Origin of the sequence: Enterobacter cloacae complex sp. SHL009 (assembly GCF_049237205.1) — a bacterium.
In the GTDB taxonomy this organism is placed as follows: Bacteria; Pseudomonadota; Gammaproteobacteria; order Enterobacterales; family Enterobacteriaceae; genus Enterobacter; species Enterobacter cloacae_M.
In genome coordinates, this window is the sequence record NZ_JBMKIW010000008.1 from 1 (window position 1) to 25,600 (window position 25,600).

At 54.4% G+C, this 25,600-nt stretch carries 22 protein-coding genes and 3 tRNA genes; 1 reads left to right on the forward strand and 24 read right to left on the reverse strand.

What is annotated here, in order from left to right; translation table 11 throughout:
• Positions 1 to 5: 5 nt before the first annotated feature.
• The 16 genes from ACOTZC_RS17225 to mngA form a co-directional block, all read right to left on the reverse strand.
• Positions 6 to 81 (reverse strand) — tRNA-Lys (locus tag ACOTZC_RS17225).
• Positions 82 to 84: 3 nt separating this feature from the next.
• Positions 85 to 160, reverse strand: a tRNA-Val gene (locus ACOTZC_RS17230).
• A gap of 126 nt (positions 161 to 286) precedes the next feature.
• A tRNA-Lys gene (locus ACOTZC_RS17235) sits at positions 287 to 362 on the reverse strand.
• A gap of 161 nt (positions 363 to 523) precedes the next feature.
• Positions 524 to 1,318 (reverse strand): cell division protein CpoB, encoded by a 795-nt coding sequence (gene cpoB, locus ACOTZC_RS17240; RefSeq protein WP_248161419.1) that lies wholly within the window; start codon positions 1,316 to 1,318, stop codon positions 524 to 526.
• Positions 1,319 to 1,327: 9 nt separating this feature from the next.
• A complete protein-coding gene (pal, locus tag ACOTZC_RS17245; protein ID WP_003858578.1) occupies positions 1,328 to 1,849 on the reverse strand; it encodes a peptidoglycan-associated lipoprotein Pal in 522 nt (173 codons plus the stop codon).
• A 35-nt stretch (positions 1,850 to 1,884) separates the two neighbouring features.
• Complete coding sequence (tolB, locus tag ACOTZC_RS17250; protein ID WP_013097529.1) at positions 1,885 to 3,177, reverse strand: Tol-Pal system beta propeller repeat protein TolB; 1,293 nt, start codon at positions 3,175 to 3,177, stop codon at positions 1,885 to 1,887.
• 134 nt (positions 3,178 to 3,311) lie between these two features.
• Positions 3,312 to 4,550, reverse strand: a complete 1,239-nt coding sequence (tolA, locus tag ACOTZC_RS17255) for a cell envelope integrity protein TolA (RefSeq protein WP_248168883.1) — start codon at positions 4,548 to 4,550, stop codon at positions 3,312 to 3,314.
• Positions 4,551 to 4,578: 28 nt separating this feature from the next.
• Entirely contained in the window at positions 4,579 to 5,007 is a 429-nt protein-coding gene (gene tolR, locus ACOTZC_RS17260) for a colicin uptake protein TolR (RefSeq protein WP_003858589.1), read from the reverse strand.
• A 3-nt stretch (positions 5,008 to 5,010) separates the two neighbouring features.
• Positions 5,011 to 5,703, reverse strand: a complete 693-nt coding sequence (tolQ, locus tag ACOTZC_RS17265) for a Tol-Pal system protein TolQ (protein ID WP_008501101.1) — start codon at positions 5,701 to 5,703, stop codon at positions 5,011 to 5,013.
• Complete coding sequence (gene ybgC, locus ACOTZC_RS17270; protein WP_003858593.1) at positions 5,700 to 6,104, reverse strand: tol-pal system-associated acyl-CoA thioesterase; 405 nt, start codon at positions 6,102 to 6,104, stop codon at positions 5,700 to 5,702. Before ybgC ends, tolQ begins: the two co-directional genes overlap by 4 nt.
• 148 nt (positions 6,105 to 6,252) lie before the next feature.
• Positions 6,253 to 6,543 (reverse strand): cyd operon protein YbgE, encoded by a 291-nt coding sequence (gene ybgE, locus ACOTZC_RS17275; protein ID WP_010428735.1) that lies wholly within the window; start codon positions 6,541 to 6,543, stop codon positions 6,253 to 6,255.
• The gene (cydX, locus tag ACOTZC_RS17280; RefSeq protein WP_003858598.1) at positions 6,543 to 6,656 is read right to left on the reverse strand and encodes a cytochrome bd-I oxidase subunit CydX; all 114 of its coding nucleotides are present in this window, start codon (positions 6,654 to 6,656) and stop codon (positions 6,543 to 6,545) included. The genes ybgE and cydX overlap by 1 nt, the downstream gene beginning before the upstream one ends.
• Before the next feature lie 14 nt (positions 6,657 to 6,670).
• Positions 6,671 to 7,810 (reverse strand): cytochrome d ubiquinol oxidase subunit II, encoded by a 1,140-nt coding sequence (cydB, locus tag ACOTZC_RS17285; RefSeq protein WP_023334940.1) that lies wholly within the window; start codon positions 7,808 to 7,810, stop codon positions 6,671 to 6,673.
• Positions 7,811 to 7,825: 15 nt separating this feature from the next.
• Positions 7,826 to 9,394, reverse strand: a complete 1,569-nt coding sequence (gene cydA, locus ACOTZC_RS17290) for a cytochrome ubiquinol oxidase subunit I (protein WP_163354087.1) — start codon at positions 9,392 to 9,394, stop codon at positions 7,826 to 7,828.
• Positions 9,395 to 10,074: 680 nt separating this feature from the next.
• Positions 10,075 to 12,705, reverse strand: a complete 2,631-nt coding sequence (gene mngB, locus ACOTZC_RS17295) for a mannosylglycerate hydrolase (protein ID WP_045402218.1) — start codon at positions 12,703 to 12,705, stop codon at positions 10,075 to 10,077.
• 23 nt (positions 12,706 to 12,728) lie between these two features.
• The gene (gene mngA / locus ACOTZC_RS17300; protein ID WP_421635891.1) at positions 12,729 to 14,645 is read right to left on the reverse strand and encodes a PTS 2-O-a-mannosyl-D-glycerate transporter subunit IIABC; all 1,917 of its coding nucleotides are present in this window, start codon (positions 14,643 to 14,645) and stop codon (positions 12,729 to 12,731) included.
• 170 nt (positions 14,646 to 14,815) lie between these two features.
• Between mngA and ACOTZC_RS17305 the strand changes: the two genes are divergently transcribed.
• Positions 14,816 to 15,532, forward strand: a complete 717-nt coding sequence (locus tag ACOTZC_RS17305) for a GntR family transcriptional regulator (protein ID WP_021241016.1) — start codon at positions 14,816 to 14,818, stop codon at positions 15,530 to 15,532.
• Between the two features lie 83 nt (positions 15,533 to 15,615).
• Here ACOTZC_RS17305 and sucD read toward each other — a convergent pair whose 3' ends face one another.
• From sucD to sdhC, 8 genes are all read right to left on the reverse strand, one after another.
• A complete protein-coding gene (sucD, locus tag ACOTZC_RS17310) occupies positions 15,616 to 16,485 on the reverse strand; it encodes a succinate--CoA ligase subunit alpha (RefSeq protein ID WP_008501094.1) in 870 nt (289 codons plus the stop codon).
• Entirely contained in the window at positions 16,485 to 17,651 is a 1,167-nt protein-coding gene (gene sucC / locus ACOTZC_RS17315) for an ADP-forming succinate--CoA ligase subunit beta (RefSeq protein WP_006809579.1), read from the reverse strand. Before sucC ends, sucD begins: the two co-directional genes overlap by 1 nt.
• Before the next feature lie 83 nt (positions 17,652 to 17,734).
• Positions 17,735 to 18,955, reverse strand: coding sequence for a 2-oxoglutarate dehydrogenase complex dihydrolipoyllysine-residue succinyltransferase (gene odhB, locus ACOTZC_RS17320; protein ID WP_028019435.1), 1,221 nt, complete (start codon positions 18,953 to 18,955; stop codon positions 17,735 to 17,737).
• Positions 18,956 to 18,969: 14 nt separating this feature from the next.
• The gene (gene sucA, locus ACOTZC_RS17325; protein WP_421635892.1) at positions 18,970 to 21,777 is read right to left on the reverse strand and encodes a 2-oxoglutarate dehydrogenase E1 component; all 2,808 of its coding nucleotides are present in this window, start codon (positions 21,775 to 21,777) and stop codon (positions 18,970 to 18,972) included.
• A 270-nt stretch (positions 21,778 to 22,047) separates the two neighbouring features.
• Complete coding sequence (sdhB, locus tag ACOTZC_RS17330) at positions 22,048 to 22,764, reverse strand: succinate dehydrogenase iron-sulfur subunit SdhB (protein ID WP_008501090.1); 717 nt, start codon at positions 22,762 to 22,764, stop codon at positions 22,048 to 22,050.
• Between the two features lie 15 nt (positions 22,765 to 22,779).
• On the reverse strand, positions 22,780 to 24,546 hold the full coding sequence (gene sdhA / locus ACOTZC_RS17335) for a succinate dehydrogenase flavoprotein subunit (protein WP_023310789.1): 1,767 nt from the start codon (positions 24,544 to 24,546) through the stop codon (positions 22,780 to 22,782).
• Complete coding sequence (gene sdhD, locus ACOTZC_RS17340; RefSeq protein ID WP_008501088.1) at positions 24,546 to 24,893, reverse strand: succinate dehydrogenase membrane anchor subunit; 348 nt, start codon at positions 24,891 to 24,893, stop codon at positions 24,546 to 24,548. The genes sdhA and sdhD overlap by 1 nt, the downstream gene beginning before the upstream one ends.
• Positions 24,887 to 25,291: a succinate dehydrogenase cytochrome b556 subunit gene (gene sdhC / locus ACOTZC_RS17345; RefSeq protein WP_020684965.1), complete on the reverse strand. Its 405-nt coding sequence runs from the start codon at positions 25,289 to 25,291 to the stop codon at positions 24,887 to 24,889. Before sdhC ends, sdhD begins: the two co-directional genes overlap by 7 nt.
• Positions 25,292 to 25,600: the final 309 nt, after the last annotated feature.

Here is a 25,600-nt window from a genome sequence, read left to right on the forward strand (position 1 = left end):
AAAATTGGTGGGTCGTGCAGGATTCGAACCTGCGACCAATTGATTAAAAGTCAACTGCTCTACCAACTGAGCTAACGACCCGAGTGGTGGGTGATGACGGGCTCGAACCGCCGACCCCCTCCGTGTAAAGGAGATGCTCTACCAACTGAGCTAATCACCCACTCTGTACTGCCGATATGCGTTAAGTGGTGGGTCGTGCAGGATGACTCGGCTTCGCCTCGCCCTACGGGCCGTTGCTGACGCAACGTTATCCTTCACGTTTTACTACTACTTCCACCTGACTTAGTGGTGGGTCGTGCAGGATTCGAACCTGCGACCAATTGATTAAAAGTCAACTGCTCTACCAACTGAGCTAACGACCCACTTTTACGCTGTTTTCACGTTGTTTGATATCCCGTGGCAACGGCGGCATATATTACTGATTTAAGAATTCAGCGCAACAAAAATTTCGATGAAGATCACTTAACTGCTTACGAATCATGCTGCACGACCAGAAATAACGCGATTTCTGGTCATGCGATAATCATCCCATCGAATTCAGACGTTTTTGCGCCTGCTTAGCACCTTCGGTACCCGGGAATTTTGAGACTACCTGCTGGTAAACCGCTTTGGCTTTCGCAGTGTCGCCTTTGTCCTGCATGATGACGCCCACTTTGTACATCGCATCAGGCGCTTTTGGCGATTTCGGGTAGTTTTTTACCACGGAGGCAAAATAAAACGCCGCATCGTCCTTTTTACCCTTGTTGTAATTCAACTGACCGAGCCAGTAATTCGCATTTGGCTGATAAGTGGAATCAGGGTATTTCTTAACAAAGTTCTGAAACGCAGCAAGCGCGTCATCCTGACGAGATTGATCCTGCACCAGGGCAATGGCCGCGTTGTAGTCCGTATTCGCGTCACCGCTCTGTACAGGCGCCCCTGTTGAAGCAGAAGCATCCGCAGCCGGAGCTGATGTCGCCGCACCGGTCTGATCGCCCGCGGCTGGCTGTGCTTGTGTTGCTGCACCACCGCTATTCAGGCTATCTATCTGCAGCAAAATCTGCTTCTGACGTTCCACAACCTGGTTCAACTGATACTGGCTTTCCTGAATCTGGCCGCGGAGAGAGTCAATATCGTTTTGGTTATCGGAAAGTTGTTGCTGGAGTTGGGTTAAAAGCTGGCTGTGAGCGTTAGAAATACGCTCGAGTTGAGTGACCCGGTCTTCTACCGAGCCTGAGCCGACACTACTGATTGGTGCCTGAGCAAAAGCGGCCCAGGGGGCCGCTATTCCAACCAGTAACGACAGACTCAACAGATGATGTCTGAAGTTACTGCTCATGCAATTCTCTTAGTAAACCAGTACGGCACGACGGTTTTTGGAGTAAGCCGCTTCGTCGTGACCCAGTACTGCAGGTTTTTCTTTACCGTAAGAAACGATGGAGATCTGGTCAGCAGAAACGCCTTTACCCTGCAGGTACATTTTAACAGCGTTAGCACGACGTTCACCCAGGGAGATGTTGTACTCTGGAGTACCACGTTCGTCCGCGTGACCTTCTACGGTGACTTTGTAAGATGGGTTGCTACGCAGGAAGTTAGCGTGAGCATCCAGCATCGCAGCGAAGTCAGAACGGATGTCGTATTTATCCAGATCGAAGTAAACGATGTTGTTCTGCTGCAGCTGCTGCATCTGAAGACGCGCTTGCTCTTCAGAAGACATGTTGCCATTGCCGTTCGCGTCCATACCGGTGCCGGCACCCATCATGCCTTCGCCGCTCTGGTCATTGCTGGCGTTCTTGTTAGAAGAACACGCTGCGATTGCCATTACAGGCAGAGCGATCATCAGCCCCTTCAGCACTTTGTTCAGTTGCATTTCTATGATTCCTTTAGTAATCAATTAATTATTATTTACAGATACGGCGACCAGGCAGGTGATTTTACCTGTCCATCAGTTGCCGGAATACGCGCTTTGAAACGCCCATCTGTAGAAACCAGATTCAGCACAGATCCCATCCCCTGAGAAGAGCTGTAGATTACCATCGTGCCGTTAGGTGCCAGACTTGGCGTTTCATCCAGGAACGTTGACGACAGAACTTGAACGCCACCCGCTACCAGATCTTGTTTGGCAATGTGCTGCTGCCCACCGTTGGAGCTCACCATTACCATAAATTTACCGTCGCTGCTCACGTCTGCGTTCTGGTTCTGCGAACCTTCCCAGGTAATACGCTGCGGAGCACCGCCGTTGATGTTGACTTTGTAAATTTGTGGACGGCCAGCCTGGTCAGAGGTAAACGCCAGGTTTTGACTGTCCGGGAACCATGAAGGTTCGGTGTTGTTGCTGCGACCGTCGGTCACCTGACGAATCTGGCCAGAGCCAATGTCCATCACGTACAGGTTCAGGCTACCGGTTTTTGACAGCGCAAACGCCAGTTTGGACCCGTCCGGAGAGAAGGAAGGCGCACCGTTGTGACGTGGGAAAGAGGCCACCTGACGAACAGCACCGTTTGCCAGCGTCTGGATAACCAGCGCTGAACGACCGCTTTCGAAGGTTACATAGGCCAGTTTAGAACCGTCCGGAGACCAGGCTGGAGACATCAGCGGCTGAGAAGAACGTTTCACCAGGAACTGGTTGTAGCCGTCGTAGTCAGATACGCGCAGCTCATACGGGAACTGACCACCGTTGGTCTGAACCACATAAGCAATACGGGTACGGAACGCCCCTTTAATGCCGGTCAGTTTTTCAAATACCGCATCGCTGGCAGCGTGTGCCGCGTAGCGCAGGTACTGCTTAGTGACCTTGTAAGAGTTCTGTGCCAGAACGGTACCCGGTGCACCGCCGGTATCGACCAGCTGCCAGGCCACGTTGTAAGAGCCGTCCGGGTTAGGCGTAACCTGACCCACAACCACGGCATCAATACCCAGTGCAGACCATGCTGCAGGCTGTACTTCCTGCGCGCTGCCCGGCTGCTGCGGCAGACGAGAACGATCTAACGGGTTGAATTTACCGCTGTTACGCAGGTCAGCCGCCACGATGCCACCGGCATCTTCAGGTGCAGCGCCAGGACCGGCCCACTGGAACGGAACAACACCGATTGGGCGTGCCGAGTCCACCCCCTGGGTGATCTCGATACGTACTTCTGCGTGCAGTACTGCTGCCCACAGCATTAAAAAACTAAATGCTACACGTAATGCCTGCTTCATCATATCTCCCTTATCCGGGTAACCTTACCCACGATAATTTAGCAGAATGTTAACAAACTCAAATAGACAAAACTACCAGAACCCTGTGACTAAACCTGGTCTATTTTTCCCCGTTTGCACGGGGAAAATGTAACTTAAGGTTTGAAGTCCAGCGGCGCATTTTTGAAGACTTCGTAAACTGCCTGAGACGGCGGTTTAGGCATCTTCGCCTGACGCGCTGCAGCCAGGGCCGCAGTACATAAAGCCGGGTCGCCACCTTCAGACTTAATATCCAGCAGCATGCCGTCCGGAGCCAGTTTTATACGCAACGTACACGTTTTACCGGTATAGGAAGACGCATCATAGAATCGGCTTTCAATAGCGGATTTAATCTGCGCGGCATAACCGTTGATTTCAGCCCCTGTCGCACCGTTACTCTTAGTGTTACCACTTCCCGTCGGCGCTGCGTTGTTTCCTTTCGCCCCACCGCCCGTTTTCGGTGCATTCTTACCGGAGCTCAAATCGCCCAGCAGATCGTCAACCCCTGCGGCGGCAGCGGCTTTTTCAGCAGCAGCGGCCTTTTTGGCAGCCGCTTTATCAGCAGCAGCTTTCTTATCGGCAGCGGCCTTCTCAGCTGCAGCTTTCTTATCGGCAGCAGCCTTCTCAGCTGCAGCTTTTTTATCGGCAGCGGCTTTTTCAGCGGCGGCAGCTTTTTCTGCAGCCGCTTTCTCAGCCGCAGCCGCTTTCTTCGCGGCCTCGGCAGCAGCTTTCTTCTCTGCTTCCTGAGCGGCTTTTTTCGCGGCTTCCGCTTCGGCTTTCTTCTGAGCATCAGCTGCGGCTTTCTTCGCGGCTTCCGCTTCAGCTTTCTTCTGGGCATCAGCAGCGGCTTTCTTCGCCGCTTCTGCCGCTAATTTTGCCTGGGCATCAGCCTGTGCTTTCGCGTCCGCTGCGGCTTTTGCTGCCGCCTCTTCCGCCTGCTTTTGCTGTTCCTGGGCTTTCTTCGCGGCCTCTTCGGCTTGCTTCTGCTGTTCCGCCTGCTCTTTCGCGGCTTCCTGCGCCTGCAAACGCTCTTTCTCAAGCTTCTTCAGACGCTCCTGCTCTGCGGCCTGCTTTTCACGCAGTTCTTCCGCCTGCTGTTGCGACTGTTTTTCACGCTGCTCTTCAGCCCGTTTGGCACTCGCCTTCTGCTGTTGTTCGCGATTATAGTTCTGTACTACCGCACCGGGATCCACCATCACGGCGTCAATGGAAGACCCTCCACCGCCGCCGGCTGATGCATCAATATGCTCGTCGAACGAACTCCAGATCAGCGCTGCAAAGAGAATCACGTGCAGCACTGCGGAGACGATTATCGCTCGCTTAAGCTTGTCGTTCTGTTCGGTTGCCTTTGACACTATCGGTTCCCAAAAACTACGCGGATGATCAAATAGGTTGGGTCATTAAGCCAACTGACTTAACACCCGCACTATGTAGCAAGTTCAGCGCTTTAATAATTTCATCGTAGGGTACGTCTTTCGCGCCACCGATTAAGAAGACCGTTTTCGGATTTGACTCGAGGCGACGCTGCGCTTCAGCAATAACCTGCTCAGGCGGCAGCTGATCCATACGATCTTTCTCAACCACGACGCTGTATTGCCCTACGCCGGAAACCTCAATGATAACAGGAGGATCGTCATTGGTGCTCACCGCCTGTGATTCTGTCGCATCCGGCAGATCCACTTCCACACTCTGGGTAATGATTGGCGCTGTCGCCATGAAGATCAGCAGCAGTACCAGCAGGACGTCCAGCAGTGGAACGATATTGATTTCGGACTTGAGCTCGCGACGACCTCGTCCACGCGATCTGGCCATGGTTTACCCCTTGTTGCTCTCGGTGCTGGTAAACGCCTGACGGTGCAGAATCGCAGTGAACTCTTCCATAAAGTTGTCGTAGTTCAGTTCCAGTTTGTTCACGCGCTGGTTCAGACGGTTGTAAGCCATAACCGCAGGAATTGCCGCAAACAGACCGATAGCGGTCGCAATCAGTGCTTCAGCGATACCCGGTGCAACCATCTGCAACGTTGCCTGCTTCACCGCGCCCAGCGCGATAAAGGCGTGCATAATCCCCCACACGGTACCAAACAGGCCGATATACGGGCTGATGGAACCAACAGTGCCGAGGAATGGAATATGCGTTTCGAGATTTTCCAGCTCGCGGTTCATAGAGATGCGCATCGCACGCGAGGCACCTTCTACCACCGCTTCCGGAGCATGATTGTTTGCACGATGCAGACGAGCAAACTCTTTGAAACCGCTATAAAAAATTTGCTCGGAGCCTGTAAGGTTTTCACGGCGTCCCTGGCTTTCCTGATACAGACGAGAAAGCTCAATACCCGACCAGAACTTATCTTCAAACGCTTCAGCTTCACGGCCAGCGGCATTGAGGATACGCGTTCTCTGGATGATGATGGCCCAGGATGCGATTGAAAAACCAATCAAAATCAACATGATAAGTTTAACCAGAAGGCTTGCCTTCAGGAACAAATCAAGGATATTCATGTCAGTCACTGCTTAAACTCCGCGACAATAGACTTAGGAAGCGCACGAGGCTTCATTATGGTTGGATCAACACAAACAATCAGCACTTCAGCTGAGTTCAGTACGGTATTCTCTGCGTTGACTATCCGCTGCGTGAAAACCAGTGAGGTCCCGCGCATTGATGTAATTTCAGTTTGGACTTCGAGCATATCGTCGAGTCTGGCAGGCGCAAAATACTCAAGCGTCATCTTGCGTACCACGAAGGCAACTCGCTCAGCCAACAGCACCTGTTGACTAAAGTGATGATGGCGCAGCATCTCTGTGCGTGCCCGTTCATAAAAAGCAACGTAGCTGGCGTGGTAAACCACACCACCGGCATCGGTATCTTCGTAATAGACACGAACCGGCCATCGAAACAGCGTTGTATTCACTTTACATCCCGGTAATGCAACAAAAGTTAATGCTTTTAAACTTCGCTACTATACGCGCGGGAAAGAGGGTTGGGAATGGGAGAAAGTAAACGGAGAGTAAATTTTTATGGGCTCGGGTAAGCCCATAACGTTAACGGACATTTCTTATTCAGAAGAAGAAGAAAATCAAACCGGCGAGAAGCACCAGATCGGCAATCAGCGGGCAAAAAATTCCCTGCCAGTGAACGGCTTTCGGACGAAAGCCCACGCCGTGGATCACACCTGCACACACCGCCCACATAATGAGGAAGCCGTGCCAGATTTCAAGCTCGCTGGTTTTCGCTGCAAAGCGCGAAGGGTCCCAGAAGATACAACCTGCCAGCAGTAATGCCATCACTAAAGAAAGCGCCCGTAACGGGCGCTTGTCCATTACCGCGTAAAGCGTCGCGATAATATTCATCAGTGTTTTTCTTCACCCGCTTTGGTCGCTTCGACGTGCTCAAGCGCCAGGGCAGTGATGACACCAAATGCACAGGCAAGAAGCGTCCCTAAAATCCATGCGAAATACCACATATTCAGCTCCTTACTTAGTACATAGAGTGGGTGTTGCTTTCGATATGTTCTTTAGTGATACGACCGAACATTTTCCAGTAACACCAGATGGTGTAGGCCAGAACAATCGGAACGAACACGCAAGCAACATACGTCATCAGGTTCAGCGTCATATGGCTGGACGTTGCGTCCCACATGGTCAGGCTAGCATTCAGCATGGTGCTGGATGGCATGACGAATGGGAACATCGCGATACCCGATGTCAGGATGATGCACGCCAGGGTCAGTGATGAGAACACGAACGCCAGAGCGCCTTTCTCCAGACGAGACGTCAACACGGTCAGCAGCGGCAGCAATACGCCCAGAGCCGGGATAGCCCACAGCGCAGGGGTATTGTTAAAGTTCACCAGCCATGCACCTGCCTGACGCGCCACTTCTTTGGTCAGCGGATTAGACGGCGCAGTATGGTTGATTGCAGACGTCACCACGTAGCCATCGATGCCGTACACCACCCACACGCCGGCCAGTGCAAAGCAGACCAGCGTGACCAGCGCAGCGACCTGAGCCGTCGCGCGAGAACGCAGGTGCAGTTCACCAACCGTACGCATCTGCAGATAGGTTGCGCCCTGAGTGATGATCATCGCCACGCTCACCACGCCGGCCAGCAGGCCAAACGGATTCAGCAGCTGGAAGAAATTACCGGTGTAGTAAAGACGCATGTATTCGTCCAGGTGGAACGGTACGCCCTGCAGCAGGTTACCGAACGCCACGCCGATCACCAGCGGTGGAACGAAGCTACCGATGAAGATGCCCCAGTCCCACATGTTGCGCCAGCGGGTGTCTTCAATCTTGGAACGGTAGTCGAAACCGACCGGACGGAAGAATAAAGAGGCCAGCACCAGAATCATCGCCACGTAGAAGCCGGAGAACGCAGCCGCGTAGACCATCGGCCAGGCAGCGAACAGCGCGCCGCCAGCGGTGATCAGCCACACCTGGTTACCGTCCCAGTGAGGGGCGATGGAGTTGATCATGATTCGACGCTCAGTGTCATTACGACCGAGGAAACGGGTGAGCATCCCCACCCCCATGTCGAAACCATCCGTGACGGCGAAACCGATCAGCAGAACGCCGATCAACAGCCACCAGATAAAACGCAATACTTCATAATCGATCATTTGATGACTCCTGTCTTAGCGTGCCGGCTGAGTAGTCGTGGTGGACTGCTCGTAGTGATAGCGACCGGTTTTCAGGCTGCTTGGGCCAAGGCGCGCGAACTTGAACATCAGGAACAGTTCAGCCACCAGGAACAGGGTGTACAGACCACAGATCAGCAGCATGGAGAAGATCAGGTCGCCCGCTGTCAGGGACGAGTTAGCTACCGCCGTTGGCAGTACCTCACCAATCGCCCATGGCTGACGGCCGTACTCCGCAACAAACCAGCCGGATTCGATCGCGATCCACGGCAGTGGAATACCGTACAGCGCGGTGCGCAGCAGCCATTTTTTCTCGCCGATGCGGTTGCGAATCACGGACCAGAAGGACGCCGCAATGATCAGCAGCATGATGATGCCGCAGCCCACCATGATACGGAATGCGAAGTACAGTGGCGCAACGCGTGGAATCGAGTCTTTGGTTGCCATCTGGATCTGCGCTTCTGTCGCATCAGAAACGTTCGGGGTATAACGCTTCAGCAGCAAACCGTAACCCAGATCTTTCTTCACGTTGTTGAACTGGTCGCGAACGGCCTGGTCGGTAGAACCGGCACGCAGCTGTTCCAGCAGCGAGTAGGCTTTCATACCGTTACGGATACGCTCTTCGTGCTGAACCATCAGCTCTTTAAGACCTGTCACCTGCTTATCAACAGAACGGGTGGCGATGATACCCAGCGCGTAAGGGATCTGAATGGCGAAGCGGTTTTCCTGCGCGTCCTGATCGGGAATGCCGAACAGCGTAAAGGCAGCAGGCGCCGGTTGGGTTTCCCATTCGGCTTCGATGGCAGCCAGTTTGGTTTTCTGCACGTCACCCATTTCGTAACCGGATTCATCACCCAGAACGATAACAGAGAGGATTGCTGCCATACCGAAGCTTGCAGCGATAGCAAAGGAGCGCTTAGCAAACGCGAAGTCACGACCGCGCAGCATGTAGTAAGAGCTGATGCCCAGTACAAACATCGCACCGCACACGTAGCCAGAGGCGACGGTGTGAACGAATTTAACCTGCGCAACCGGGTTCAGGACCAGCTCGGCAAAGCTGACCATCTCCATACGCATAGTTTCGAAGTTGAAATCAGACGCGATAGGGTTCTGCATCCAGCCATTCGCCACCAGGATCCACAGCGCGGACAGGTTCGAACCTAATGCCACCAGCCAGGTCACCGCCATATGCTGGACTTTACCCAGACGGTCCCAGCCGAAGAAGAACAGACCTACAAAGGTGGATTCGAGGAAGAATGCCATCAGACCTTCAATGGCCAGCGGCGCACCGAAGATATCCCCGACATAGTGGGAATAGTAAGACCAGTTAGTCCCGAACTGGAACTCCATGGTCAAACCGGTTGCCACGCCCAGTGCGAAGTTGATACCAAACAACTTGCCCCAGAACTTGGTCATATCTTTATAAATCTGTTTGCCGGAGAGAACGTATACCGTTTCCATAATGGCCAGCAGGAACGCCATACCGAGCGTCAGTGGCACAAACAGGAAGTGGTACATCGCGGTCAAGGCAAACTGTAAGCGCGACAGTTCGACTATATCTAACATCATGACTCCTTGCTCATCGCATGAAGACTCCGAGAGTGAACCCCGTCAGAGAGAGATCCACACGCATGCCCCAATACAAATTATTCGCATCCTTGTCGTCGTTATTACCCTGAAGAAGGATAAAAACGATGACGTGAGGTTACAAATACGTTAATAAAAAACTCAAATTGATCCCGCAAATATAATACGCTGCAAAACCCTTACAATAAACAGGTTTTTATTGAATCACATTTACGTTTTTCGACGGCGATCAATTTATAGCAAAATTACCACTTTTCGGCCATTTTGATCGGGGATCAATTTAGCGCTTTTCGACACCTTTTTCCAAGGATTAAACTTTGATTTAAATCAAAAACAAACCTTGATGTTAACTATGTTTAATCGTGGTAAGAATGGTAAAAACCATGTTAATGATATGTGCATGTAAAGATGTGATTGGTTATCGAAGACGAAAAAAAATATAAACAGAAGTGATTTTAATTAACGCGAAACAAAAGCCTCATTTCGATGCGCGGCAAACAATAAAGCATAGTCAGGCCGGGTTATTTTTCCATGGCATTTATGCAACCCTTCGTAATTACATTTATTTTACTTTTCCCCCCCCCTAACTTAACACCGCGGAGTGACTATTAATGAAAAAGGCCGCAAACAGTGCAGCCTTTTAATGATATCAGCGGTTCTCAGGCAAGAAGAAGGCTAAAGGTTCGCGACTGTCCCGGTTTGAACGCCCCGACAATGCCTTCGTCTTCACCGTGGTCCTTCAGCCGTTCATTCATGTCCGTTTCGCAGCACCGCTTCACCCCCGGATTGACGGCTAGCGTCGCGTCACATGCTCTGGACTGCGAAGGGTTGAACAGACGAAGAATGAGCTCATCGCGATCTTCCGCTTTTTTGATCGCACTGAGTACGCATCCCGTTGGCGAAAGCGCTAACAGGCTGTAACTTTCCGGCGTGGTCAACGAGGCGCGATTCAGCTTCATTGCATCCCAGGGGATCTTGTTATAACACTGCACCGGCGTTAACCACGATTGAGCCTGCTGCGCGACACCCGCGTTTTCCGGCGAGCCGCTGAAGCTGAAGAGGCTAAAGCGACAGCTTAGCGGACCACGCACCTGAGAGTCCGGGACCGGCATTTTGATACCGGATGGTCTGCCGGGGCGCAGGAGCAGATCTTCTTTGCCGAGTACCCCCACGCCGCGCAGCAAGGTCAGAGCAAATGCTTTTTGTTCATCGCCCACGACTTCAAATTCACGCAGCCCCTCGGTAAATAGCGCAAGCCCGTTTCGTTTTTCCTGCAATACGGCGTAGTTAAGTAAATTCCAGACGGGAACCGGCGCTTCTTTCCACCCCTCCTCCCGCCAGTTTTCCATCGCCGCGTCCTGCACCGGGCGAGTGATCGAGCCAAACTGCGTATCCGCTAACACTTCCTCTGTCATAAACGGCGTTGGGATCAGCACGCGAACGCGGTGGTCGTTGGCCTGATTATCCAGGCGCACCGCCACGTCAATGCGTCTGCTGTTATGGCTTAGCGTAATCTCAAATTCAGCGTCGAGATAGCCGTTTCGCTGGCGCGCCGCGCGTTCGGCCAGGTTCGCCGGAACGGCTATTCGATGGCGGATAACCGCCCTGCTCTGCCAGCCTTCATGCGTAACCTCAAATTCATGCTCGCCCTGCGTGGAAGTGAGTCTCCACTCTTCCCGCGAAGGTGAGTAGTCGTACTCATCGCCATCATCCGAGCTCTCTTCGATTTCCAGCACGCGGTCATAAACAAGCCCGGTTTCTTTGTCGCGCAGGCGCAGCGTACCGTCGTCATTTAAGTCAATCTGCCAGAAGGCGTTTTCAAGTAAGGATGCGGTATTTACCCCCGGAGAGAGCACCTTCCCGGCCACGTTAGGTTCGATAAACAGCGTACGGTAGCCCATCGCCGGCAGTATCTGGCTGAGCTGAATATCAAACTCCATAAACGGTTCGTAATTGCCGTAGTGAACAATCTGCCGGTCAATGAGGCCCGGGTCTAGGTCGCGCGCGCTGCGAATGAAATACGGGATCTCATTGCCTTTGTCATCCCGCAGACGGAACTGGCTGGCGCGCAGTCGAATCGTGGTGTTCATCACCTCTTCACGCGGCCAGGGCATCAGGTTGAACATCACCAGCTTATCGGCGTCGCTTTGCGGCATGTTGTCGACAATCTTGCGCATAAAGAAACGCGCCAGGTTATCTGCCATGTCCTCAGCCAGTTCAAAGCGGGAGACAATCTCGCGATGCACCTTGTCGCTGCAGCAGCAGCCGATGCTGTCGTGAGCGTGGTTTTTCAGGATCTCTTTCCACATTTTCTCCAGCAAGCCGTGGTGATAGTCGAAGCCCAGCGTCCAGGCAAGCGTCGCCAGCGGCTCAAGGATATTGACAATTTTGTTCTCAATACGCGCATGGGCGATTTTGATATCCATGCGCGTGGAGCCGATGGTCCGGTGCACGCGCATGTATTTCCCGTCGATAAACTCACCTTTTAAGGTTGCCAGGTCATCGCGGTGCGCGTCGATGCGATCAAAGACCTCCTCAAACCGGCTCATCACAAATTGACGCTGCGGATAGATTTCACGAAGCTTATCCATCACCGCGAAAATGTTCTGCTGCAGCGGCATCTGGTCGTGGCCGTTGGGCAGCAAAATCGCTTTGGTGACGGACGCCTTTTCCAGAACCTCAAAATAGCTGTCGAGCCGTTTTCGCAGCCCCGCTTCGTCCTCCGGTAAGTACTTACCAATCGCGTAGCCCAGCGGCAGCACCTGTGCCGTCACTTCACTGCCGTCCTGGCTCTGCCAGAGAAATTCGGTTTTATCGGTCCCGTGGCGTTCAGAACAGCCGCGCCAGAACATCGTGCGGGTAATGCCAAACCCGTTATAGATATGCGGAAGCTGGCAGGACATGCCAAACGAATCCGGCAGATAGCCGATTTTCATCGGCTCGCCGAAGGCCATACAATCCCGGATGCCGTACATCAGGTTGCGGACAATCGACTCGCCGCTCACAATCGTGGTATCGGTCTGGGTATACCAGGGGCCGATAATCAGTTTTCCACGTTCGACAAGCGCCTTCACGCGAGAGCGGTTTTCGGGCACAACGGCAAAATAATCCTCCAGCACCGCCGTCTGTCCATCGAGGACGTAGTATTTGTACTCATCATCCTGCTCCAGACGGGTCAGGATCTCTTCCATATTATTGACCAGAAGAATACGCGACTCTTCGGTGGTGAAGTACCACTCACGGTCCCAGTGCATATGCGGCGTGATATGAACGCGAGATACAGCTTTCATCTTCGTTTCCTGTTTGTGCGTTTTTACGATAAGGCGTCTTCAGTGACGTAGTTGCCCTTTTTTACCGCCTGGCGTCGCCAGAGCAGCAGAACCAGGGTGGAGATAGCGGTACCCACCAGCGCCGCGCCAAACCAGCCCGCCGCAGCAACCACACCACCCAACCCGGCATCGTGAAGTAAAAAAAGAGAGAAAATCCCGGCCCCCGGCGTAGACAACCCGATCCCCATCGCACCGACAGCCGCGCCTGTCACCATGGATCCGAGTACAAATGAGCCAATAACGCGAAGCGGATCTTCTATCGCCATCGGAATCGCCCCTTCGGTAATGCCCGCGAGGCCGAGCAGCCAGGTCGATTTGCCGGTTTCAATTTCAAATGACTTGAACAGCTTCGGTGCCAGCATCGTTGACGCCGTGACGGTAAAGGCTGAGACCATTTTGACGGAAGCAAAGATGGCATAGGGACCGTATACCCCGTTCGCCATCGCCCCCAGGCAGAACGCGTAAGAGGCTTTGTTGACTGGGCCACCCAAATCGAATGAGCACATAAACCCGAGGATTGCCCCCAGAAGCAGCGCATTCGCGCCGGACAGACCGTTAAGCCAGACGGTGAGCGTGTCATTGAGCCAGGCCACCGGTTCGCCAATCACAAACAGCATCAGGCTGCCCGCGCCCAGCACGCCAATCACCGGATAGAGATAAAAAGTCAGAAAGCCGTTGTAGCGGCTACTAAGCCGGATGTGGTTTTTCACCCAGCGCATCAGATAGCCCGCGATCAGCCCGCCGACGATAGCGCCGAGAAAACCGGAGCCGATCATGTTGGCAGCCAGACCGGCCGCAAAGCCCGGCGTCAGCGCAGGTTTATCCGCCAGCGAGTAGGCGGTGTAGGCCGACAGGACAGGCACCATCAAAATGCCGAGCATGCCGCCGCCAAGCTTACGGTACATCCACAGCCATGAGTTTTCCTGGTCAAACAGGTGCTGCAGGCCAAGGATTTGCGCCAGCAGTACCGATACGGCCAGCACCGTACCGCCGGCGACGATCAGCGGCACCGCAAAAGAGATGCCGCTGAGAAGCGCCTGCTTGAGTTCAGCTTTAACGCGCTTTTTCGTTTCGGTATCGACCTGGGCATGGCGCGCATCGGTAGAAGGCTTTAGCGCCAGCGCGCGCTCAATCAACGCTTCAGCATTGCGCAGGGGTTCCGCGACGGGCACGGAAATGGCGGGGATGCCCTGAAAGCGCTCGCTCTCTTTGATCGCCACTTCTGCGGCAAAAATACATGCTTTCGCCTCCAGCAACTGCTGGGCAGTAATACGCCCTTCAATACCGTTCGCACCCTGCTTTTCGACCACCACGTTGACGCCGAGCTTACGTCCCGCTTTTTCCAGGTACTCTGCGGCCATATAGGTATGCGCGATCCCCGCCGGACAGGCAGTGACACAGACGACGGTTGGTGCATTCACCCGCGTATCAGCCTCGTCTTCCTTCGAGACACCGTTCAGCGCATCAAGCAGATCCTCTGCCGTCTCTGCAGCCATAAGGCGTTCCCGGAGGGCATCATCGGCAAGGCGAGACGTCAGCGCCGTCAGCACCTGGATATGCGTGGATCCTGCTTCAGCTGGCGGGATGCCAAGCAGGACGATCAGCTCTACGCGTTCAGGGCCATCCACCCCCTCCCACTCCAGCGGTTCGCGCAGCGTAGCAACCGCAAAAGCCGCTTCGTTCACCGCGCTCGATTTACCATGCGGGACAGCCAGCCCTTCACCCAGGGCGGTTGGCCCCTGCGATTCGCGACGGTAGACCTCCGCCAAAAATGCATCGCCATCTGTAATTTTGCCCAGCGCCACCAGCCGCATTGTAAGCTGGCGAATGGCCTCATCACGGCTGGCATAGTGCGCCTGCACGCAGACAGCACTGGTGTGGGTCAGAGTCGTCAGGTTCATAAGATCCTCACACTTAAGTTGTTATTGTCTGGCGGCAATTGTGGCAGGTCGCACAATACATTTATGTGATCATTTTCACTAACAATGCAAATTTGTATTTAAGTTGTATTATTTACAAATTTTAAGTGAGAGGCATAATTCCATGCAAAGGTATTAGAAAGGCAGATTCGATGGGTAACAAACCGATGTACCGGCAAATAGCCGATGCGCTTCGCGAAAAAATCAGCGCGGGAGAGTTAAAGCCTGGCGATGCGTTACCGACGGAATCCAGCCTTCAGGAGGCATTCAACGTGAGTCGCGTCACGGTTAGACAGGCGCTAAAGCTGCTTACGGAAGAGCAGATCGTCGAGAGCATTCAGGGCAGCGGCACCTACGTAAAAGAAGAGCGCGTCAATTACGACATTTACCAGCTCACCGGGTTTTACGAAAAACTGGCGGACCGGAACGTGGATACCCACAGTGAGGTGAGCATTTTCGAAGTGCTGAAAGCCGATGCGAAACTTGCCGAAAAGCTGAATCTCTCTCATGACGATAAAGTCTGGCACGTCAAACGCGTCCGCTTTATCAAACAAAAACCGGTAAATCTGGAAGAAACGTGGATGCCGCTGGCCCTGTTCCCCGACCTCACCTGGGAAGTGATGGAGAATTCGAAATACCACTACGTTGAGCAGATCAAAAAGCTGGTTATCGATCGCAGCGAACAGGAGCTGGTGCCGATCATGCCGTCAGAGGAGGCGATCGCCGCGCTGTCGCTCGATCCGGCAAAGCCGATCCTGGAAAAAGTCTCCCGCGGGTTTCTGAAGGACGGACGGGTATTTGAATACAGCCGCAACGTGTTCAATACCGACGATTACAAGTTCACGCTAGTCGCCAGACGCAGGCAATAAAAAAGGCCGCTTTACAGCGGCCAACCATGTCGAAACGGACATTTTTATACTTCAACGCCCCCCTTCCAGGGAGCAGAGAGGACTTACTTAATGATGGATTTCAGTGCTTCGCCGATATCCGCCAGGCTGCGAACGGTCTTCACGCCTGCGGCTTCCAGCGCTGCGAATTTCTCATCAGCCGTACCTTTACCACCGGCGATGATCGCGCCCGCGTGACCCATACGCTTGCCTTTCGGCGCAGTCACACCCGCGATGTAACCGACAACTGGCTTGGTCACGTGTTCTTTGATGTAAGCAGCGGCTTCTTCTTCCGCGCTACCACCGATCTCACCGATCATCACGATCGCTTCGGTCTGTGGATCTTCCTGGAACAGCTTCAGGATGTCGATGAAGTTAGAGCCCGGGATCGGGTCACCGCCGATGCCCACACAGGTGGACTGGCCGAAGCCGTAATCGGTGGTCTGTTTGACCGCTTCATAGGTCAGCGTACCGGAACGGGACACGATGCCCACTTTGCCCGGCTTGTGAATGTGGCCTGGCATGATACCGATTTTGCATTCGCCTGGAGTGATAACGCCTGGGCAGTTCGGGCCGATCATACGCACGCCAGCTTCATCCAGCTTAACCTTCACGGTCAGCATATCCAGCGTCGGGATGCCTTCAGTGATGGTGATGATCAGTTTAATACCTGCATCGATCGCTTCCAGAATGGAGTCTTTGCAGAACGGTGCCGGAACGTAGATCACGGTCGCGGTTGCGCCCGTCGCTTCTACAGCTTCACGCACGGTGTTAAACACCGGCAGACCCAGGTGCGTAGTACCGCCTTTACCTGGCGTTACGCCGCCAACCATCTGCGTACCGTAGGCAATCGCCTGTTCGGAGTGGAAAGTCCCCTGGCTACCGGTGAAGCCCTGGCAGATAACCTTGGTATCTTTATTAATTAAAACGGACATTATTTCCCCTCCACTGCGGCAACAACCTGCTGAGCTGCATCCGTCAGACTTTTCGCTGCAATAATATTCAGGCCGCTGTCAGCCAGTTTTTTCGCGCCGAGTTCAGCGTTGTTACCTTCCAGACGCACAACAACCGGAACGTTAACACCCACTTCTTCTACCGCACCGATGATACCGTCGGCGATCAGGTCGCAACGAACGATGCCGCCGAAGATGTTAACCAGAACGGCCTTCACGTTATCGTCAGACAGGATGATTTTGAACGCTTCGGTTACGCGCTCTTTGGTTGCGCCACCGCCTACGTCGAGGAAGTTTGCTGGCTCACCGCCGTGCAGCTTAACGATGTCCATGGTGCCCATTGCCAGGCCCGCACCGTTAACCATGCAGCCGATGTTGCCGTCCAGCGCCACGTAGTTCAGTTCCCACTGAGCAGCCTGTGCTTCACGCGGGTCTTCCTGAGACTGGTCGCGCATTTCGCGCAGATCCGGCTGGCGGAACAGCGCGTTGCCGTCAGCGCCCAGCTTGCCGTCGAGGCAGATCAAATCGCCCTGGGTGGTGATCACCAGTGGGTTGATCTCGATCAGCGCCAGATCGCGCTCCAGGAAGATAGTTGCCAGACCCATGAAGATCTTGGTGAACTGCTGAACCAATTTACCTTCCAGGCCCAGCTTGAACGCCAGCTCGCGACCCTGGTAAGGCATTGGGCCTGCCAGCGGATCGATAGCCACTTTGTGGATCAGGTGCGGGGTTTCTTCCGCCACTTTTTCGATTTCCACGCCGCCTTCGGTAGACGCCATGAACACCACGCGACGGGAGCTACGGTCAACAACCGCACCCAGATAAAGTTCTTTCGCGATATCGGTCGCCGCTTCCACCAGGATCTGGTTAACCGGCTGGCCGTTCGCATCTGTCTGGTACGTTACCAGACGCTTGCCGAGCCAATGTTCAGCAAACGCACGAATCTCTTCTTTGCTCTTAACAACCTTCACACCGCCCGCTTTACCACGGCCACCAGCGTGAACCTGACACTTAACTACCCAAGGGCCGGAACCGATTTTAGATGCGGCTTCTTCTGCTTCACGCGGGGTAGTACAGGCATAACCCACCGGAGCCGGTAAGCCATACCGGGCAAACAGCTGTTTGGCCTGATATTCATGTAAGTTCATGTGTTCTATCCATCCTTCAGGTAATCGTTAGGTCGTGCTTTTATTGGCCCGGCAGCCATACGCCGCCGGGCAAGACTGCAAAACTAGACGTCCAGCAGCAGACGGGTTGGATCTTCCAGCAGCTCTTTAATCGCAACCAGGAAGCCCACGGACTCGCGGCCGTCGATCAGACGGTGATCGTAAGACAGTGCCAGGTACATCATTGGCAGGATCTCAACTTTACCGTCTACCGCCATAGGGCGATCTTTGATGGCATGCATACCCAGGATCGCGCTCTGCGGCGGGTTAATGATCGGGGTAGACATCAGCGAGCCGAATACGCCGCCGTTGGTAATGGTGAAGTTACCGCCGGTCAGGTCATCTACGGTCAGCTTGCCGTCGCGGCCTTTCACGGCCAGCTCTTTAATGTTTTTCTCGATGTCAGCCATACCCAGGGTATCCACATCACGCAGAACCGGCGTTACCAGGCCGCGTGGAGTAGAAACCGCCATGCTGACGTCGAAATAGTTGTGGTAAACCACGTCATCGCCATCGATGGACGCGTTCACTTCCGGATAGCGTTTCAGCGCTTCAACCACCGCCTTCACGTAGAAGGACATAAAGCCCAGACGGATACCGTGACGTTTTTCAAACGCGTCACCGTACTGCTTGCGCAGGTCCATGATTGGCTTCATGTTCACTTCGTTGAAGGTGGTCAGCATCGCGGTGGAGTTTTTCGCTTCCAGCAGACGCTCAGCCACACGCTTACGCAGGCGAGTCATTGGCACACGTTTTTCGCTGCGGGCACCCAGAGCAGGCTGTGCTGCTGGCGCTGCCGCAGGGGCTTTTGCTTCTGCTTTCGCAGGCGCTTTCGCCAGGTGCTTCTCGATATCTTCACGGGTCAGACGACCACCCACACCGGTGCCTTTAATGGCCGCCGCGTCCAGGTTGTGCTCAGCCAGCAGGCGACGGATCGCCGGGCTGAGCGCATCGTTGGTCTGCTCTTCCAGAGAAGCCTGCTGGCGTTGAGCCGGCGTAGAGGCTTTCTCTTCAGATTTCGCGCTGGACTCTTTGCCCGCGCTGTTGCCTTCGCGCAGGCGACCCAGGATCTGACGAGAGGTTACGGTTGTGCCTTCATCTTCCAGCACAGCATCCAGAACACCATCCGCCGAAGCCGGTACTTCCAGTACCACTTTGTCAGTTTCGATTTCTACCAGCACTTCATCGCGCTTAACGGCATCGCCTGGTTTTTTGTGCCAGGTAGCGACGGTCGCATCTGCTACGGATTCAGGCAGGTCGGGAACAAGAATATCTACGCTACTCATTATGTATCCTTTAATTAATCGACGTTCAGCGCGTCATTGACCAGATCTTGTTGCTGCTTCTGGTGAACGGACATATACCCTACCGCCGGAGAGGCGGAGGCCGGGCGACCTGCATAACGCAGGGCTGACCCAAATGGAATCACTTCACGGAAATGATGCTGGCTGCAGTACCATGCGCCCTGGTTAAGCGGCTCTTCCTGGCACCAGACAAAATCATGAACGTGAGCGTACGGTTTCAGCGCTTCCTGCACCGCCTGGTGCGGGAACGGATAAAGCTGTTCGATACGCACGATGGCGACATCTTTCTGATCGTTCTTACGGCGCTGTTCCAGCAGGTCGTAATAAACCTTACCAGAACACATCACCACACGCTTCACGGCCTGCGGATCCAGCTCGTCAATTTCACCGATGGCCGGCAGGAAGGTGCCGTTTGCCAGCTCATCCAGGCTCGACACCGCCAGCGGGTGACGCAGCAGGGACTTCGGCGACATTACCACCAGCGGACGGCGCATACCGCGCAGCGCCTGACGACGCAGCATGTGGTAGACCTGCGCCGGGGTGGACGGCACGCAGACCTGCATGTTCTGCTCGGCGCAGAGCTGCAGATAACGTTCCAGACGCGCGGAGGAGTGCTCCGGACCCTGACCTTCATAACCGTGCGGCAGCAGCATTACCAGGCCACACATACGGCCCCACTTCTGCTCGCCGGAGGAGATGAACTGGTCGATCACCACCTGCGCACCGTTGGCGAAGTCACCGAACTGCGCTTCCCAGATGGTCAGGGTACGTGGTTCAGCGGTGGCGTAACCGTATTCGAAGGCCAGAACCGCTTCTTCAGACAGCACGGAGTCCCAGACCTTGAACTGGCCCTGACCGTTGTGCACGTGCTGCAGCGGGGTGTAGGTTGAACCGTTGGACTGGTTGTGAACAACCGCGTGACGGTGGAAGAAGGTCCCACGGCCGGCATCTTCACCGGACAGACGAACAGGAATGCCTTCGTCAACCAGCGTTGCGTAGGCCAGCGTTTCCGCGCCGCCCCAGTCGAACAGCTTCTCGCCTGCCGCCATGGACTGACGGTCAGCGTAGATTTTCGCCACGCGAGACTGCATCTCGATAGCGTCCGGTACGGTGCTGATGCGTTTAGCCAGCTCCTGCAGGCGCTTCATCTCAACCTTGTTCGGGTAGCTCTCATCCCACTCGTGGTTGAGGTACGGCGACCAGGTAAAGGAGTGCATGTTCATCGGGCGCAGCTCTTTGACCACGCATTCACCCGCATCCAGCGCGTCGCGGTAGAGGTTGACCATTTCGGTCGCATCTTCCAGCGTCGTCACTTTGTCGCTCTCCAGCTTGTCAGCATAGATTTTGCGCGGGGTCGGGTGTTTTTTGATTTTCTGATACATCAACGGCTGGGTTGCACTTGGCTCGTCCGCTTCGTTGTGGCCGTGACGGCGGTAGCAGAAGAGGTCAATGAACACATCGCGTTTAAAGGTATTACGGAAGTCCAGCGCCAGACGGGTAACGAAAGCAACGGCTTCCGGGTCATCCGCGTTAACGTGGAAGATTGGCGCCTGCACCATCTTACCGATGTCGGTGCAGTACGGGGTAGAACGCGCGTCAAGCGGGTTAGAGGTGGTAAAGCCCACCTGGTTGTTAATCACGATGCGAACGGTACCGCCCACTTCGTAACCACGCGCTTTCGACATGTTCAGGGTTTCCTGAACTACGCCCTGCCCTGTTACCGCCGCATCACCGTGGATGGTAATTGGCAGTACTTTATTGCTGCTCGGCTCGTCCAGACGATCCAGACGCGCACGCACGGAACCGATAACCACCGGGCTAACGATTTCCAGGTGTGACGGGTTAAACGCCAACGCCAGGTGAACCAGACCGCCTTCGGTTTCGATATCTGACGAGAAGCCCATGTGGTACTTCACGTCGCCGGTGCCGAGGTGTTCTTTATGTTTGCCCGCGAACTCGTCGAACAGGTCCTGAGGTTTTTTACCCAGCACGTTGACCAGCACGTTCAGACGACCACGGTGCGCCATACCCAGAACCACTTCACGGGTGCCGCTCTTGCCTGCGTGACGAATCAGCTCTTTGAGCATCGGCACCAGCGCATCGCCGCCTTCCAGCGAGAAGCGTTTTGCGCCCGGGAATTTCGCGCCCAGATAGCGCTCAAGCCCTTCCGCTGCGGTCAGTTCGTTCAGGAAGCGTTTTTTCTCGTCAGCCGAGAAGGTCGCGTGGCCCGCTACGGATTCGATGCGCTGCTGGATCCAGCGTTTCTCTTCGGTAGAGGTAATGTGCATGTATTCCGCGCCGATGGAGCCGCAGTAGGTTTGCTTGAGCGCGTCAATCAGATCGCCCAGCTTCATCGTGTCTTTGCCGATGGCAAAGGAACCTACGTTAAAGCTTTCCTGGAAATCGGCCTCGGTCAGATCGTGATACGCCGGATCGAGATCGGCCACACGGTCTTGCTGCCACAGTCCCAGCGGATCGAGATTCGCATGCTGGTGACCGCGGAAGCGATAAGCGTTGATGAGCTGCAGGACTTTTACCTGCTTCGCATTGGTGTCAGGGTCGGAAATCGCAGAAGAGTAACGTGAGGCATCCTTCGCCAGACGACGGAAATAATCACGTGTTTTGGAATGGAATTGATCCGGTTTGACCCCTGTGCCAGGCAACTGCTGGAACGTGGAACGCCAGTTAGCGTCCACTGAGTCAGGATCGGTTAAGAAGTCTTCATAGAGCTGTTCAATCCAGCTCTGGTTCGCACCAGAAAGGAAAGAAGAGTCCAGCCAGGCTTTCATTGCGCCGTTCTGCATCGTGATCCCTTAAGCATTTTTATGCTTACTTTCGCCGTAGAAACTACCACGCACACCACGTGTACGTGCCGGGGTTCACCTGCGAGCTCTTTTACTTTGGCCCGCGAAGGAACCTTTAGAAACTGTCTAAGGGTCTTTACCCTCACCCCTACCCTCTCCCTAAGGGAGAGGGGGAATGCCGTCGGCAGTTTTTAAAGATTTCCTGCAATCTGTCCCCTCTCCCTTAGGGAGAGGGTTAGGGTGAGGGGAACACCGCTCCCCTCTCACTACTTACGCACTGCGCTGCAGCAGCATCGACTTAATATGGCCGATGGCGCGCGTCGGGTTCAGCCCCTTCGGACACACACTGACGCAGTTCATGATGCTATGGCAGCGGAATACGCTGAAAGCGTCACTCAGTCCTTCCAGACGGCTGTCGGTTTCGGTGTCGCGGCTATCGATCAGGAAGCGATAGGCAGCCAGCAAACCGGCCGGACCGATAAACTTGTCCGGGTTCCACCAGAACGACGGGCAGGACGTTGAACAGCATGCGCAGAGAATACACTCGTACAACCCATCGAGTTTTTCACGCTGCTCAGGAGACTGTAAGTGCTCGCGAGCGGGTGGATTTTGCCCATTATTCAATAAGTAAGGCTTAATCTTCTCATATTGTGCATAGAATTGCCCCATGTCTACCACCAAATCACGCACGACCGGCAGGCCTGGCAGAGGACGGATAACAATTTTCTGACCAGGACGCTGCAGCGCTGAAATTGGCGTGATGCAGGCCAGGCCATTTTTGCCGTTCATGTTCACACCGTCAGAGCCGCAAACCCCTTCACGGCAGGAGCGGCGAAACGACAGCGTTGGATCTTTTTCTTTAAGCTGGATTAAGGCATCCAGCAGCATCATATCGCGACCTTCTTCCGCTTCCAGGGTGTAGTCCTGCATACGCGGAGCGTCATCAACATCCGGGTTATAACGATAAACTGAGAATTCGAGTTTCATTATCCTGTCTCCGCATTAGTAAGTACGAATCTTCGGCGGGAACGCCGGACGCAGTTTCGGTTCCATGTTGACGCTACGACGCGTCATGGATTCCGACTCTGGCAGATACAGGGAATGGCACAGCCAGTTTTCGTCATCACGATCCGGGAAGTCGAAGCGGCTATGCGCGCCACGGCTTTCGGTACGGAAGTTTGCCGACATCGCCGTCGCGAACGCGGTTTCCATCAGGTTATCCAGCTCCAGGCACTCAACGCGCTGGGTGTTGAATTCGCTGGAGGTGTCGTCCAGACGGGCATTTTTCAGACGCTCGCGGATCGCTTTCAGCTGCTCAAGACCTTTGGCCATCGCGTCGCCTTCGCGGAATACCGAGAAGTTGTGCTGCATACATTCCTGCAGCGCTTTACGGATTTCCACCGGATCTTCGCCGTTGCGGTTACCGTTCCAGCGGTTGAGGCGCTCAAGAGAGGCATCAATTTCGTCGTCGGTCGCGTCACGCAGCGCGCCCTGCTCGGCAATGGATTCCTGCAGATGCAGACCGACTGCACGACCAAACACCACCAGGTCCAGCAGGGAGTTGCCACCCAGACGGTTTGCACCGTGTACGGATACGCAGGCAATTTCGCCTACCGCGAACAGGCCAGGAATAACCACGTCTTCGCCCTGCTCGTTTACGGTCAGCGCCTGACCGGTCACTTTGGTCGGAATACCGCCCATCATGTAGTGGCAGGTTGGGATAACCGGAATCGGCTCTTTCACCGGGTCGACGTGTGCGAAGGTGCGGGACAGTTCCAGGATGCCCGGCAGACGGGACTCCAGAACTTCTTTACCCAGGTGGTCGAGCTTCAGCTTCGCGTGTGGACCCCATGGGCCGTCACAGCCGCGGCCTTCACGGATTTCGATCATGATGGAACGCGCCACCACGTCACGACCCGCCAGGTCTTTCGCATTCGGGGCATAACGCTCCATGAAGCGCTCGCCGTGTTTGTTCAGCAGGTAGCCACCTTCACCGCGGCAGCCTTCCGTCACCAGAACGCCCGCACCGGCGATACCGGTTGGGTGGAACTGCCACATCTCCATATCCTGAACCGGCACGCCCGCGCGGATAGCCATACCGACGCCGTCACCGGTGTTGATGTGGGCGTTGGTGGTGGACTGATAGATACGGCCTGCGCCGCCGGTAGCCAGCACGGTAGCACGGGCTTTGAAGTAAACCACTTCACCGGTTTCGATGCACAGCGCGGTACAGCCGACGATTGCGCCATCGGCGTTTTTCACCAGATCCAGCGCGTACCACTCGGAGAAGATGGTGGTATGGTTTTTCAGGTTCTGCTGATACAGGGTGTGCAGCAGTGCGTGACCGGTACGGTCAGCCGCCGCCGCGGTGCGTGCCGCCTGCTCGCCGCCGAAGTTTTTCGACTGGCCGCCAAACGGACGCTGATAGATAGTGCCATTTTCCAGACGGGAGAACGGCAGACCCATGTGGTCCAGCTCCAGAATCGCTTCCGGGCCGGTTTTACACATATATTCGATGGCATCCTGGTCGCCGATGTAGTCGGAACCTTTTACCGTGTCGTACATGTGCCATTCCCAGTTATCTTCATGGGAGTTACCCAGCGCAACGGTGATACCGCCCTGCGCAGACACAGTGTGGGAACGGGTCGGGAAAACTTTAGAGAGCAGCGCACAGGTCTGGCCGCTCTGGGAAATTTGCAGTGCGGCACGCATACCTGCGCCACCGGCACCAATTACAACAGCATCAAATTCTCTGACTGGCAGTTTCATTACACACCCCACACCACAACGAATCCATAAATAACGTAAACCACCAGTGCAACAACAATGGCCAGCTGCAGTGGGAGGCGAATCGCCAGCGGTTTAACGTAATCGGTCAACACCTGCCACATGCCAATCCACGCATGAATAAGGATGGAGAACAGAGCCAGCAGGGTGAACACTTTGGTGAAGGCGGATCCGAAGAACCCACTCCAGATTTCCCACGTCAGCGTGCCGCTGGTCGCGAAGAAACCGATCATATAGATGATGTAAAGAGTGAGAACGATGGCGGTAGCACGGACCAGAATGAAGTCATGTACGCCGTTGCGTCCTAATGCGGAGGCGTTGCTTACCATACGAGAACTCCTGCGAGAAGTGAAAGCACGACAGTAATCACAAATGAAATGTTAGCGGAGCGTTTTCCGGCTTCGAAAGTCTCTTCCAGGTAGCCAAAGTCCATCAGCATATGGCGAACACCCACAACGACGTGGTACGCCAGCGCGGTCAGAATGCCCCACATGATGAATTTCACGAAGAAGCTGTTCATGATGGCAGAGGCCTGGAGGAATCCTTCAGGGGAAGAGAGGCTGGTGCCCAGTAACCACAGCAAAATACCGACCGCCACAAACGTAATCACACCAGAAACACGGTGCAGAATGGACGCTATTGCTGTTACAGGGAACCGGATCGTTTTGAGATCCAGATTGACAGGTCTTTGTTTTTTCACATTTCTTATCATGAATAACGCCCACATGCTGTTCTTATTGTTTCCTTCCTCCGGACTGCGATGCGGGTCAAGCAGCGTTCCTTTTCTATAACTGCGCGTCATGCAAAACACTGCTTCCAGATGCTTAAACGACACGTTACAACGCTGGGTGGCTCGGGATTGCAGGGTGTTCCGGAGACCTGGCGGCAGTATAGGCCGTTCACAAAATCATTACAATTAACCTACATACAGTTTGTCGGGTTTTCTCTGGAACAGTGATCAGGGTCACGATAACAACATCTTTTTAATTTTTAATCATCTGATTTGACAAATGTTAAACAATATTGTTACAAACGT

Coding starts and splice junctions, on each gene's coding strand:
- ybgE (WP_010428735.1), bottom strand. CDS start 6,543: ATGAATATTATCGCGACGCTTTACGCGGTAATGGACAAGCGCCCGTTA.
- sucD (WP_008501094.1), bottom strand. CDS start 16,485: ATGTCCGTTTTAATTAATAAAGATACCAAGGTTATCTGCCAGGGCTTC.
- sucA (WP_421635892.1), bottom strand. CDS start 21,777: ATGCAGAACGGCGCAATGAAAGCCTGGCTGGACTCTTCTTTCCTTTCT.
- mngA (WP_421635891.1), bottom strand. CDS start 14,645: ATGAACCTGACGACTCTGACCCACACCAGTGCTGTCTGCGTGCAGGCG.
- odhB (WP_028019435.1), bottom strand. CDS start 18,955: ATGAGTAGCGTAGATATTCTTGTTCCCGACCTGCCTGAATCCGTAGCA.
- pal (WP_003858578.1), bottom strand. CDS start 1,849: ATGCAACTGAACAAAGTGCTGAAGGGGCTGATGATCGCTCTGCCTGTA.
- mngB (WP_045402218.1), bottom strand. CDS start 12,705: ATGAAAGCTGTATCTCGCGTTCATATCACGCCGCATATGCACTGGGAC.
- sdhB (WP_008501090.1), bottom strand. CDS start 22,764: ATGAAACTCGAATTCTCAGTTTATCGTTATAACCCGGATGTTGATGAC.
- cpoB (WP_248161419.1), bottom strand. CDS start 1,318: ATGAGCAGTAACTTCAGACATCATCTGTTGAGTCTGTCGTTACTGGTT.
- cydB (WP_023334940.1), bottom strand. CDS start 7,810: ATGATCGATTATGAAGTATTGCGTTTTATCTGGTGGCTGTTGATCGGC.
- cydX (WP_003858598.1), bottom strand. CDS start 6,656: ATGTGGTATTTCGCATGGATTTTAGGGACGCTTCTTGCCTGTGCATTT.
- sdhA (WP_023310789.1), bottom strand. CDS start 24,546: ATGAAACTGCCAGTCAGAGAATTTGATGCTGTTGTAATTGGTGCCGGT.
- sucC (WP_006809579.1), bottom strand. CDS start 17,651: ATGAACTTACATGAATATCAGGCCAAACAGCTGTTTGCCCGGTATGGC.
- sdhD (WP_008501088.1), bottom strand. CDS start 24,893: ATGGTAAGCAACGCCTCCGCATTAGGACGCAACGGCGTACATGACTTC.
- ACOTZC_RS17305 (WP_021241016.1), top strand. CDS start 14,816: ATGGGTAACAAACCGATGTACCGGCAAATAGCCGATGCGCTTCGCGAA.
- tolB (WP_013097529.1), bottom strand. CDS start 3,177: ATGAAGCAGGCATTACGTGTAGCATTTAGTTTTTTAATGCTGTGGGCA.
- sdhC (WP_020684965.1), bottom strand. CDS start 25,291: ATGTGGGCGTTATTCATGATAAGAAATGTGAAAAAACAAAGACCTGTC.
- tolR (WP_003858589.1), bottom strand. CDS start 5,007: ATGGCCAGATCGCGTGGACGAGGTCGTCGCGAGCTCAAGTCCGAAATC.
- cydA (WP_163354087.1), bottom strand. CDS start 9,394: ATGTTAGATATAGTCGAACTGTCGCGCTTACAGTTTGCCTTGACCGCG.